This is a genomic window from Pseudoalteromonas sp. APC 3224 (assembly GCF_030407535.1).
Lineage (GTDB): Bacteria > Pseudomonadota > Gammaproteobacteria > Enterobacterales > Alteromonadaceae > Pseudoalteromonas.
Genome location: NZ_JASDDF010000035.1, coordinates 39,075 through 52,044 on the forward strand (window position 1 = coordinate 39,075; position 12,970 = coordinate 52,044).

Annotated in this window: 8 protein-coding genes; 5 read left to right on the forward strand and 3 right to left on the reverse strand. The window is 39.9% G+C overall.

Annotated elements, in window-relative coordinates; translation table 11 throughout:
- Window positions 1–4: 4 nt before the first annotated feature.
- Window positions 5–751 (reverse strand): YciK family oxidoreductase, encoded by a 747-nt coding sequence (locus QL989_RS15605; RefSeq protein WP_178955931.1) that lies wholly within the window; start codon window positions 749–751, stop codon window positions 5–7.
- A gap of 207 nt (window positions 752–958) precedes the next feature.
- Between QL989_RS15605 and QL989_RS15610 the strand changes: the two genes are divergently transcribed.
- Both QL989_RS15610 and sohB read left to right on the forward strand, forming a co-directional pair.
- Window positions 959–3,394, forward strand: coding sequence for a VolA/Pla-1 family phospholipase (locus tag QL989_RS15610; protein WP_290171050.1), 2,436 nt, complete (start codon window positions 959–961; stop codon window positions 3,392–3,394).
- A gap of 100 nt (window positions 3,395–3,494) precedes the next feature.
- Window positions 3,495–4,511: a protease SohB gene (gene sohB, locus QL989_RS15615; RefSeq protein ID WP_138604868.1), complete on the forward strand. Its 1,017-nt coding sequence runs from the start codon at window positions 3,495–3,497 to the stop codon at window positions 4,509–4,511.
- Window positions 4,512–4,595: 84 nt separating this feature from the next.
- Here the strand turns inward: sohB and QL989_RS15620 are convergent, their stop codons facing one another.
- The gene (locus QL989_RS15620; protein WP_138604867.1) at window positions 4,596–5,927 is read right to left on the reverse strand and encodes a dicarboxylate/amino acid:cation symporter; all 1,332 of its coding nucleotides are present in this window, start codon (window positions 5,925–5,927) and stop codon (window positions 4,596–4,598) included.
- A gap of 186 nt (window positions 5,928–6,113) precedes the next feature.
- Between QL989_RS15620 and QL989_RS15625 the strand changes: the two genes are divergently transcribed.
- Complete coding sequence (locus tag QL989_RS15625) at window positions 6,114–8,813, forward strand: hypothetical protein (RefSeq protein WP_290171052.1); 2,700 nt, start codon at window positions 6,114–6,116, stop codon at window positions 8,811–8,813.
- 253 nt (window positions 8,814–9,066) lie between these two features.
- Window positions 9,067–11,775 (forward strand): type I DNA topoisomerase, encoded by a 2,709-nt coding sequence (topA, locus tag QL989_RS15630; protein ID WP_290171053.1) that lies wholly within the window; start codon window positions 9,067–9,069, stop codon window positions 11,773–11,775.
- A gap of 165 nt (window positions 11,776–11,940) precedes the next feature.
- Here topA and QL989_RS15635 read toward each other — a convergent pair whose 3' ends face one another.
- Window positions 11,941–12,183, reverse strand: coding sequence for a hypothetical protein (locus QL989_RS15635; protein WP_290171055.1), 243 nt, complete (start codon window positions 12,181–12,183; stop codon window positions 11,941–11,943).
- 243 nt (window positions 12,184–12,426) lie between these two features.
- Between QL989_RS15635 and QL989_RS15640 the strand changes: the two genes are divergently transcribed.
- On the forward strand, window positions 12,427–12,970 hold a 544-nt coding region (locus QL989_RS15640), incomplete at its 3' end, for a TIGR00645 family protein (protein WP_290171056.1).

Here is a 12,970-nt window from a genome sequence, read left to right on the forward strand (position 1 = left end):
AATATTATTTTTTAACTTGTGCGTCTAACGATTGGCCATTGATATCTTTTGAGTCATCGCTCATTAAGTAGAGATAAGTTGGCATTAGATCTTCAGGTGTCGCGAGTAAATCTCGATCTTCGCCCGGGAATGCGCTTGCTCGCATTGACGTACGGGTTGCACCTGGGTTGATACAGTTTACACGGATTGGCGTTTTTTCAACTTCACACGCCCATGTCTGCATCATACCTTCTACTGCAAATTTAGAAATTGCATATGGTCCCCAAAACTCTCTTCCTTTGCGACCCACACCCGAAGAAGTAAATACTACAGATGCACTCTTTGACTTTCGCATTACAGGGAATAGCGCTTTAGTGATCATCGCTTGTGCGGTGACGTTTACTTTCATCACATTTTCAAATGTTGATGAACAAAAATGTTCTAACGGCCCTAAAGTACCTAAAATACCTGCGTTATTTAATAGTCCATCTAAGCGGCCAAATTGGCTCTCGATAGTTGCAGCTAAATCACGATAGTTTTGTTTAGTTGCACCTTTTATATCCATAGGCACAATAGCGGGCTGCGGGTAGCCAGCATTAATGATTTCGTCATACACACATTCTAATTTATTAGTTGTTTTTCCTAATAAAATAACGGTTGCACCATGTTTTGCATAGGTAATAGCTGCGACACGGCCAATCCCATCACCTGCGCCTGTGATCAAAATTATTTTGTCTTTAAGTGCGTTTTCAGTTGCTTGATAGGTATGCATAAAAGTACCAATGTTTAAATTTTTATTGATTTTAACATAGCAAATCGACAAGTAATCGAATTTATTGCAAATTTAGGTGGCGAAACCAGAAACTTTAAGTTAGATTTAACTGGTCTAATGTCTCATTAATATACTAGCTACATTAAATTAACTTAATTACACTGACTATATACACACTATAAAAATAAGATTTGTGCGGAGAACACTATGAAAAAAATGCTACTCTCGCTCTCAGTTGCAGCTGCATTAGCAGGCTGTGGCGGCGGAGAAACGTTAGAAGATGTTAAAAACAATTCAGTTACAGTTATTCCCAAAGCGACGGTAAAATTTGACCCTGCAAATGGTGTTATTTCGGTTCCTAATGATTTATTAATGAGTGGCACCCTCGATGGTACTATAAATATTCCAGGGGAGTTAAATAGCGAAAATGTTTCTATCCCTAGAACTGCCTATGCAGATCCGCAACTAGCAATAGGCGCACTTGATGGCTGGTCTACTCAAGTGCCATTCAAAATTGATCTAACCTTTCCACCGGGCATTAGCCTTGATGAAACGTCTGCAGCTTCACCAGGCTCTGTACGTATTTTTGAAGTTATCATGGGTGCAAGCCTAACTGATGCCGAATGTTCGCAAGCACCAGCCGGTGCAGCATGTAAATTAGTAGGCGAATTGACCTTTGGCGTGGACTTTGTAACCCAAGCTTCTGGTGACGCAGTAGCTATTGTCCCACTTAAGCCTTTTAAAGCCGGTAGTTCATACATTAATGTGTTAACGACTGGACTGAAAGATTCAGAAGATCGCTCGATTGAACCATCTTCAACTTATGCCACTGTTAAACAAGAAGCGCCTTTAGTAACGCCATCACAACTTGCGCTGCAAGGGGCTGTTAATAGCTACGAAAACGTAGTGGTTAGCTCTGGTGATATTACCAAAGACGATATTATTTTTTCTGCTGCCATGACAATGCAATCAGCAGGACCAGTGCTTGGCACGATTAAAAAGGTTTTAGCAGCAAGCCTAACAGAGCCAACAATTCCAACTCCTGCGTTGCAAATTCCAACTCAGCCAATGGCTAACGTACAACAAGCTTTTGCATTGCAGGGTGTTACCGTGCCCGATATATTCCAAGTTGCACAATATCAAAAAGGCAGCATCCAGCTACCTATGTATTTAGGTACACCTACGGGTAAAGAGATCAGTGATCTAAATGATACTTACTGGCAAGGTATGTGTGACAGTGCCGTTGCTATTTTAGGTTACAAAGCGCAAGCTGGTGAAGCGTTCCCAACCGATCCCATTAGCACTAATGATGCGATGTGTGCTGCTTTGAGTGATGGACAGCTTCGTGATTTAGGGCTTGATAGCACTAAACACTTAACTAAATATAACTCACTTCCTAAAATGCAAAGCATGGCGAATGTGCCAGTACAAATTACCAAGCCAATTTTACCGGTTGTTAATGCATACCGTTCAGGTTTAGGTTTAGAGCCATTTACTGCTATGCCAGCAGGTGGTTGGCCTGTAGTTATTATGCAACATGGTATTACCACGCAAAAAGAAAGCATGTTGACACTAACAGCGCAGCTTTCATTACAGGGTTTTGCCACAGTTGCAATTGATCATCCTCGTCATGGTGAGCGTGGTGTAGATGTTGATGTAGACGGTAACGATGATTTTAACGCAACAACAGGCTCTGTACTTAGCTACATGAACTTGAGCTCTTTACTGGTCGCCAGAGATAGTTTACGCCAGTCAAGTGCTGACTTACTTGGTCTACGTTTAGGCTTAAATTTCAGTGGTGACAGTTCACTAAATTCTACTGATGTATCTTACATTGGCCATTCACTAGGCTCAATTGTAGCACCTGCATTTATTGCACAAACGAATAGCCCATTAGCCGAACAAGTAGATCCATTATTTAAGGTTAACGCTGTAGCATTAGCAAGCGGCGGCGGTGGTATTGCTAGCTTCTTGTTAGAATCAGCAGCATTTGGACCATTTATTCAAGGTTCTGTGCTTTCTCAAGCAGGAACTGCTGAAGCTGATGAGTTTAATGCATTCTTAAACGCTGATGCTTTATCAAACTGTGGTGCTTTGTTACCAGACATGCAGGACTTCTTGAGCTGTGGCTTTAATGAGTTTGCAGCATCGCTAACTATGGCGGGTGAAACTGATAAACTAGCTAATATAAAGGGCGTAATGACGCAGTTTGTATTTGCAGCACAAACAGCATTAGATAGTGGCGATCCTACTAACTATGCTGCAACGGTTAAAGCACTTGAAACACCTGTTTACATGAATGTTGTGGTAGGTGATGGCACAGAGAATAACAAGCCAGACCAAGTTATTCCGCCGATGACTGCCAGCAATCCAATTGCAGGTACTGTTCCTCTAGCTAACTTTATGGGGTTAGAAACTGTGAGTACAACTCAAGCGCCAACAGAGATGGGCTCTAGCTATTTAGTTAAATTTAACACAGGTCATCATGGCTCTGTGTTAACACCGGCGCAAGATGAAAGACAGTCGACTACAGTAGCGGGTAGCGCAGCAGCAAATGCAGAAATGCAATTGCAAATTGCAACTTACCTAGTATCACGTGGACGTTTATTATCTGTATCAGATACTGATATTGTGACTAATTAGTAGCCAACCACTCAATTAAGTCTAAAAAGCCACTGTTAAGTGGCTTTTTTTTGCTTTAAAGCATGCTAAATTGACTGAAATTTATAAACGGAGAATACAGTTGGAATTTTTATACGAGTACGGTTTGTTTTTTGCTAAAACCATTACCTTTGTTATTGCTATCGCTGTCATTTTAACCTTAATTGTAAGCTCGGCTGTTAAGCCAAAAGCAAAAAAAGGTGAGATTGAAATTGATGATTTATCGGAGCAACTTACCAATATAAAAGAAAGTTTTTTAAATAATACGCTAGGTAAAAAAGAGTTAAAAGCCTATCAAAAGCAACAAAAACTAGAGCAAAAAAAAGCTGAAAAAGATGAGCCTAAATCACGACTCTACGTTATTGATTTTAATGGTAGTATGGATGCGCATGAAGTAGAAAGTTTGCGCGAAGAAGTGACTGCGATTATTTCAATCGCGGACCCTAAAAAAGATAAAGTGCTAGTTCGTCTTGAAAGTGGTGGTGGCGTGGTACATGGCTACGGGTTAGCTGCATCACAACTACAACGTTTTAAGTCAGCTGGTATTGAGTTAACCGTATCAATAGACAAAGTTGCAGCTAGTGGTGGCTACATGATGGCCTGTGTAGCAGATCATATTATTGCCGCGCCGTTTGCAATTGTTGGCTCTATTGGTGTGATTGCACAAATTCCAAACTTTAATAAAATCTTGAAGAAAAATGATGTTGATTTTGAACAAATTACGGCGGGCGAATTTAAACGTACGCTAACACTTTTTGGTGAAAATACCGATAAAGCCCGTGAAAAATTTCGCGAAGAGATAGAGCAAACCCATGTGTTATTTAAAACCTTTGTGAGCACACAGCGTCCCAGTTTGAATATGGACTTAGTGGCAACGGGTGAACATTGGTTTGCAACCCAAGCGATTGAAAAAGGCTTAGTTGATACCATTAAAACCAGTGATGATGCCTTACTAGAGCAGCAACATCAGCATCAAATATACAAGGTGCAATATAAAATTAAAAAAGGGCTAAGTGATAAGCTTGCAATAGGGCTCAGCCATGGTGTGAATAAGGCAGGAGTGAGTTTAATGTCAAAATTTAAGGCGTTAAACCCTTAATAATTTCATAGCTTATACATAATAAAAAAGCCTTGTTACTTAATGAAGTAGCAAGGCTTTTTTTATAACTCAAGATAGAAGCTGTTAGTCAATTGACTTGTGATAGTCTTCTAAATCTTTAGCTGCATTAGGGTCGTTGAAAATACTTTCATCTAGTTCACCCTCACTTTTAGCCACAACACAGGTTACCATACAGTCGCCTGTTACATTTACTGCGGTGCGGGTCATATCAAGTAGTCTATCAACACCTATTATAATTGCGATTCCTTCAACAGGTAAGCCTACTTGGTTAAGTACCATGGCCAGCATAATTAAACCAACGCCAGGAACACCCGCTGTGCCAACCGAGGCAAGCGTTGCAGTTAGTATTACCATTAAGTAATCAGAAATAGTTAAATCAACACTAAATACTTGAGCAATAAATACCGTAGCGACACCTTGCATAATTGCAGTGCCATCCATATTAATGGTTGCGCCTAAAGGTATAGTAAATGAAGCGACAGAGTTATTAGCCCCTAGCTTCTTCGTTGCAGTCTCAAGTGTGATAGGCATAGTTGCGCTGGAACTTGAGGTACTAAAAGCAAATAAACAGGTGTGTTTCATTTTAGCTAAGAAAGTAAGCGGGTTTAGGCCTGTAAGTATTTTTAGCAGAAGAGTGTAGTTTACGAATGCATGTAATAACAGGGCTAAAACAACCACGCCAAAATACTTAGCTAAGCTCACAATTAAGTTAAGCTCGATGGTAGTAAATAACTTAGCCATTAAGAAAAATACGCCGTAAGGGGCAATATTCATTAATAAAGTAACTAGTTTTAAGATAACGGTGTTCAAGTCTTCAAATACTGTTGCTACACGTTTGCCTGCTTTACCGCTAAGTGCCATTGCAATACCAAATAATAAAGCAAACACAATAACTTGTAGCATATTTCCTTTGGCCATTGCTTCAAATGGATTGGTTGGGAACATATCAATAATAACGCGAGCTAAAGTAGGCGCTTCTTTTGCGTCGTAGCTTGCTTGCGAAGGCAGCCCAATCCCTTCACCTGGGTTAAATAGTAACGCCAGTGAAATTGCTACTGTGATTGCGATCGCTGTGGTAACCAAATATAGACCAATCGATTTTCCACCTAAACGACCTAATTTTTTAGGATCGCTTAAACTACAAGTACCGCACACAAGCGACACAAAGACGAGGGGAACAACTAGCATTTTTAAGCTAGCTATAAATATTTGTCCACCTACATGGAAAAGGCCATCAACAAAAAAGGCTTTAATTGGCAAAGAGAATAACCCAAGAGGGATTAGGTAATCGTCTTCACCAGCTAATATAGCCTGAAATATAAAGCCTACTGCAACACCAAGAACCATACCAATCATGATGCGAGTAGTTAAACTCATCGAACGGATTTTAGACATATTTCCAATCTATTTTTTATAAATTTGGCATAGACTAACAGCATGTAATTTTTTTTACAGAAAAAACGTCAACTTTTTTAAAAATTTTTATCGCAAAAAGAAGTAAAAAACTGAGATTTTAGACTAAGTTATAGGTTAACATTAAGTAAATAAGTTTAACTTAGTAATAGCGCATTGGAGAAACATATGCCTTTAACCCGTTTGCTTAGCATTATATTGCTCAGCTCATTACTCATCGCTTGTGGCGGTGGTGGCTCACTTGAGAAGACAGGAACCGTTGGTGGGGATACTGGAGGCGACAATGCCGTACTAGATACCCAAGTTGAACTTAATTTTGAAGATCGTATCGTTACCGCTAACAATCCGCTTGAGGTCGTTGCGACTGTAACTGACAGTGATGGACAACCCGTTGTTCGTCAAGAAGTTAGTTTTACTACAACACTTGGTTCTTTCATACCTGCTACAGCAAGCGCATTAACAAATACAAGTGGTGTTGCAACTATAGAGCTCAGTGCAGGCAGTGTTGAAGGAGCAGGAACCATTGTTGCAAGCTACGAAGGCTCAACAAGCAAGCTCGGTTTTTATACCGCCGGTGACGAGCCGCAATCTAACGACGATGCTGCAAATATTGACATTAAAATCTTACAAAACTGTCCTGATAGTTGGTTAAATATAGATAGAGATTCTTTTGAACTTGATCCATCAGATTGTTCACAAAATAGTAATTTACTGGGTCAGCAAGCGATTGTTTATGCAAAAATCACAAAACCTGGTAGTAATACGCCAGCCAGCAATGTGTTAGTTCAAGCGACAACCACGCTAGGCATTTTATTACCTGAAAGCTTAACGGCTAAAACTGATGCGTTTGGTGTGGCTATTTTGAATTTATTGCCTGGCAGTAGCTCAGGTGTTGGCCAAGTTGAATTAACCGCACAGGGCGGAGTCGCGAGTGCTTTATTTGAAATTAACGCTGTTCAAGTAAATGTAAATCTAAGCGCAGGTATTGCTACCGGTGATGTACTATCTGCCGGCTCTACCACGATTATTACGGCTCAGATTGTAGACGGTAGTAATAATGTATTTACTACCCCGCTGGAAGTGCAATTTACTTCTGCTTGCGCAGAAGAATCTACCCCCAGAGCCACTATCGATAATGTGGTAACGAGTATCGGTGGTACGGCAAGTGCAACATACAAAGCTGATGGCTGTAATGGTATAGATACGATTACCGCGACCGTAGTTACAGGTGGTAATGTTGCAACAAAAACCATAAACATCAATGTAGCTGCGGCTCAAACAGGTTCAATTGCGTTTATGGGGGTGACTAATCAAGTATTAGCTATTAAAGGAGCGGGCGGTCAAACCTTGACTGAAAATTCAGAGCTCACCTTTAAGCTCTTAGATGTAAATGGAAATCCAGTGGGTCAAAAGCAAATTGATTTTGCACTTTCACAAAACCCCGGTGGTGCTTTATTAGATAGCGCATTTCAATTTACTAACAATGAAGGTTTAGTGACTGTAAACGTTCGCTCAGGAAAAGCTGCTGGTATTTTATCTGTGATTGCCTCACATCAGATTGACAGTAGCGATACCTCACAAAATAGTGTGATCTCTATTGTCTCTAATGACATTACTATTACGACTGGTGTTCCAGATCAGGATAGTTTCACGCTTGCAGTGCAAACCTTTAATACCGAGTCATTAAACGAAGCTGGGGTGACTACAGACTTAACCGTATTTGCAGCCGATCATTTTAATAATTTTGTACCAGATAACACGGCAATTTATATTGCCAGTGAAGGTGGTGCAGTTGGCACTATTGATGATGAACAATTTACACCTTTATTACTTTGTCGCACCATAGACGGTGTGTGTAAAGCGCAGTGGCGTAGTCAAAACCCAATTCCATACCATTACAGCATTTACAATAATTCTATTGCAGATAAATGCGACCGTTATTTTGGACAATCTGCACCTTGTACTTTAGGTATCAGAGAATCACAACTCGACGCAAATGGTAACTTAATTAATTATTTAGATAGCAATGGCGATCCAATTGCGCTAACTGATGCGCCTAATAACGCGCCAATTGATTATCCACTTGGTGGGCGTGTTAGCTTACTTGCTTATTCTGTGGGTGAAGAGTCATTTAATGATGTATCTGCCAACGGTGAATTTAATCAAAACGAGTTTGACTCAACTTTACAAGATTTACCTGAAGCCTTTATAGATTTTAATGAAAATGGGGTGTTTGATGGGAATTTACCAGCCCCAACAAATCCTGTGGATTCTAATGGTGGTGAAGATGAGTGGTATGTGGAACGCTCAGGTGCACAAGATAATGGCCAGTATGACAGTGGTGATGGTATATACAATGGCTTACTATGTAGTGATGAAGCCCTAGCTGCAAATGCATGTACCCGTGAAACAGTTAATGTGCGCGCTCGTTCAGAGTTAGTTATGTCAGGTAGTACACCTTACATTAGAGCTGTAACGGCTTTAAATAACTGTAGTTTAAGCGATGGTATTCGCTTAGAAGCTTCTGATATGGCAGGTATGTGCGACATAAACCTTATTGATATTAGCAATTCAACACCTTACAGCGCGATTTCAGTGACTATTTTCTTCAGTGACATTCATAATAATCCACTACCTGCGGGTACTACAGTGAGCGTTACTGCCGACAATGGTGTATTAAGAGGGTTAACAGATTACACCGTGGTTAATACTGCACAAAAAACGCCAATCTCTGTCTCAGTTAATATTACTAAAGAGGCTGAGCCAAATGATGTTGATTCTGGGTTTTTATACATTGAGTTTGAAACGCCTGGTGGTGTAAAAACACAATATACCGTGATGTCGATTTTAGACGAACCTAAGGTTTAAAATATGTGAAGGATAAAAAATGCCAACCAATAAGGTTGGCATTTTTGTTTCTATTCTATATATTCCACATCAATTATTCAAAAAACGCTGGTTTGTTTAAATTAACAACAGAAATTGTTTGTTTATTCAGTAAATACTGAAAAGTTTGTATTAAAAGCTTGTAAGAACTAGTGTTTGTAGATATACCTATAAATATTCGCGCCGCATGAGTCGGCTAAACACATTTAAAAAACTAGGTTAGAAATAGGCAACTATGGGCAAATCGCTAGTAATTGTAGAGTCACCTGCTAAGGCTAAAACAATTAATAAATACTTAGGTAATGATTTTATCGTTAAGTCCAGTATTGGGCACGTACGAGATTTACCTACATCAGGATCAGGCAAAAACAAAGTACCAGCAAGCAAGACACCTGCTGAGGTTCGTAAAATGCCACCTGATGAGAAAGCAGCGTATAAACAGCAACGTGACTATTCTAACTTAGTCGCGCGTATGGGCATTGATCCTGAAAAAGGGTGGGAGCCACATTACGAAGTATTACCGGGTAAAGAAAAGGTTGTTCAAGAATTACAAAAGCTTGCCCAAAATGCTGATCAAATCTATCTCGCAACGGATTTGGATAGAGAAGGGGAAGCAATTGCTTGGCATCTTCAAGAAATCATTGGTGGCGAACCTGAAAAGTATAAACGCGTCGTGTTTAACGAAATCACTAAAAATGCAATACAACAAGCGTTTGAAACTCCGGGTGAATTGAACACCGATATGGTTTTTGCACAGCAGACTCGTCGTTTCCTAGACCGCGTTGTTGGTTTTATGGTCTCGCCTTTATTGTGGGCCAAAGTTGCACGAGGTTTATCTGCAGGACGAGTTCAATCTGTTGCAGTGCGTTTATTGGTAGAACGCGAACGTGAAATTAAAGCATTTATTCCTGAAGAGTTCTGGGATATTCATGCAGACGTTAAAAATAGCGAGTCAGACTTACGTTTAGAAGTCACTAAACAAGCAGACAAGCCATTTAAGCCTGTAAATGAAGCACAAGCTACAGCAGCAGTTAAAAGCCTTGAGAATGCCGAATACAAAGTTGTAAGCGTTGAAGAAAAACCAAGTAAGAGTCGCCCAAGTGCGCCATTTATTACTTCAACCATGCAACAAGCCGCCAGTACTCGACTCGGTTATGGCGTTAAAAAGACCATGATGCTTGCGCAGCGCCTATATGAAGGTGGTTATATTACCTATATGCGTACCGATTCAACTAATCTATCAAAAGATGCGGTTGAGATGTGTCGTGAGTATGTGACCAATGAGTTTGGTGCAAAATATTTACCTGCTGATCCAATTAACTATAGCTCAAAAGGCAATGCACAAGAGGCGCACGAAGCGATTCGTCCTTCTAGCGTATCGGTACTTTCAGGGCATGTTGAAGGTGTTGATGCCGATGCTAAAAAGCTTTATGAGCTTATCTGGCGTCAGTTCGTGGCTTGTCAAATGGTGCCTGCTGAATACGACTTAACCACATTAACCGTTGCCGCCAATGATTTCACATTAAAGGCAAAAGGCCGTGTGCTTCGCTTTGACGGTTGGACAAAAGTACAGCCAGCAGTGCGTAAAAAGAACGAAGAAGATCAATCACTTCCTGCTGTTAAGCAAGGTGAAGTTCTCACCTTAGTTGAGCTTGATCCTAAGCAGCATTTTACCAAGCCGCCAGCACGTTTTAGTGAAGCGAGCTTAGTTAAAGAACTTGAAAAACGTGGCATTGGCCGTCCTTCAACTTACGCGTCTATTATTTCGACAATACAAGACCGTGGTTATGTACGAGTAGAGAATCGTCGCTTTTTTGCTGAAAAAATGGGTGAAATTGTTACCGATCGCCTAGTTGAAAACTTTACAGATTTAATGAACTTTGACTTTACCGCTAAAATGGAAGGTCGTTTAGATGATATCGCCGAAGGCGAGCGTGTTTGGACGCAAGTTCTCGATAAGTTTTATGCCGATTTTTCAACCCAGTTAAACATTGCTAAAGGCGAACCAGATGAAGGCGGGATGCGTCTTAATCAAATGGTAGAAACCGATATTGACTGTCCAACCTGTGGCAGAAAAATGGGCATTCGTACTGCTTCAACGGGCGTATTCTTAGGCTGTACAGGTTATAACCTGCCACCTAAAGAGCGCTGTACTACCACTATGAATTTAGTGTCGGGTGATGAAGCGGTTGCAGCTGATGTTGAAGACGTTGAAACAGAAACATTAATGCAAATGAAGCGCTGTCCTATTTGTGAAACAGCGATGGATTCATACCTTATCGACGAAACCCGTAAATTGCATGTGTGTGGTAATAACCCAGCATGTCAGGGGCATGTTGTTGAAGAGGGTACCTTTAAAATTAAAGGCTACGACGGCCCTATTATCGAATGTGATAAATGTGGCGCTGATATGGAATTAAAATCAGGCCGATTTGGTAAGTATTTTGGTTGTAACAACGATGAATGTAAAAATACACGTAAGTTGTTAAAAAATGGTGAAGCTGCGCCACCAAAAGAAGATCCAGTTCATATCCCTGAATTAGAATGTGAAAAGTCTGAAGCCTACTTTGTATTACGTGATGGCGCGGCCGGTATTTTCTTAGCAGCAAATACGTTCCCTAAATCACGAGAAACACGTGCTCCTAAAGTAGAAGAGTTACAACGCTTTAGAGATCGTATTTCGCCTAAGTTTTACTACCTAGCTGATGCACCAGCCAAAGATCCTGATGGCAACCTTGCTGTTGTGCGTTACAGTCGTAAAAACAAAGTTCAATATGTAATGACTGAAGTTGATGGTAAAGCAACTGGTTGGACGGCTCATTACGAGGGTGGTAAATGGGTAGAAGAGGCTAAGAAAAAAGCTGCGCCTAAAAAGAAAGCTGCAGCTAAAAAAGCGCCAGCTAAAAGTAAAGCTAAAGCCAAACCAAAAAAAGATGATAAATAATTAATTATTCATCGCTTTAATAATAAAAACCCGGAACGCACAGCCTGTGACAGTTCCGGTTTTTTTTTGCATTATCAAACCTATCGCAATGGCATTTTTAATCTGACTTTTTATTTTACAGAGTTAAAATGTAACCAATTTAGGTTTGAACTGCTCAATTATTCATTAAATCTTAACAGCAGTGACTTTGTTATAGCCTTCAGATGTTAGTTCATCATTCACACACTTTAAAACATAGTTATAAATTGCTTCATCGCTTACGTCGTCTTCTTTAGCCCAGCTAATACACATTTCTGTGAACTCTTGAATCGTTTCGGCTGAAGCGTCTGTAGTATCGCTTGTAACTGCATTTGCAGCTGATAAAACGAAAAATGGTGCAACGATTAACGCGAGTAATGTTTTATTCATTTTTTTATTCCTAAAAATGGAGTAACAATCGAATTATGCATTCAAATAATGCATGCATAAAACAAGTGTAACCAAGCCAGAACATCTCTGTTGGTAAGTTGATTTTTAATCACAATTATCACAAAGGAAAACGAAATATTTTTATCGTCAGGACAAGCATATTGTGTACCTATCTTTTATTTTAAGTGATTGTGTTACAGCTAGATTTGAGCTAATGTCGCGTTTTAATTTTTAGGTGCCCTTATGTCAGAGCCACACACAAATAATACAAATAAAAAAATACATCCTGTTCATAAAGTAGAGCATGCGCTTGAGTCGTTTATATTTAAAGGACGCTGGTTACTTGCCCCATTTTTTGTAGGCTTATTATTTGCTGTGGTTTTATTACTTATAAAGTTTTTTAAACAGCTATATTTGATGGGGATAGCGACGTTTACTGCTAGTAATCAAGAGTTGTTGGTTGGTATATTAACGTTAGTTGATACTGCTTTGTTAGCAGGGTTGCTGTTGATTATTATTTTTAGCGGCTACGAAAACTTTGTCTCTAAGCTTAATATCGAAAATCATGAAGACCGCCCAGTATGGATGGGCAAGGTCGGGTTTTCTGGTTTGAAAATGAAGCTGATCAGTGCAATCGTGGCTATTTCAGCCGTTGAGCTGCTTAAGGTATTTATAAGCTCTGCCTCTCATTCTAATGATGAACTACTCTGGAAAGTGCTAATACACGTTACGTTTGTGGTATCAGGTGTACTATTTGCTTTTACTGATTATTTAAATAGTAAAACAA

Excerpts from the sequence above, each read along its gene's own strand:
- QL989_RS15625 (WP_290171052.1), top strand. The coding sequence starts at position 6,114 with ATGCCTTTAACCCGTTTGCTTAGCATTATATTGCTCAGCTCATTACTC.
- QL989_RS15620 (WP_138604867.1), bottom strand. The coding sequence starts at position 5,927 with ATGTCTAAAATCCGTTCGATGAGTTTAACTACTCGCATCATGATTGGT.
- QL989_RS15605 (WP_178955931.1), bottom strand. The coding sequence starts at position 751 with ATGCATACCTATCAAGCAACTGAAAACGCACTTAAAGACAAAATAATT.
- QL989_RS15635 (WP_290171055.1), bottom strand. The coding sequence starts at position 12,183 with ATGAATAAAACATTACTCGCGTTAATCGTTGCACCATTTTTCGTTTTA.
- topA (WP_290171053.1), top strand. The coding sequence starts at position 9,067 with ATGGGCAAATCGCTAGTAATTGTAGAGTCACCTGCTAAGGCTAAAACA.
- QL989_RS15610 (WP_290171050.1), top strand. The coding sequence starts at position 959 with ATGAAAAAAATGCTACTCTCGCTCTCAGTTGCAGCTGCATTAGCAGGC.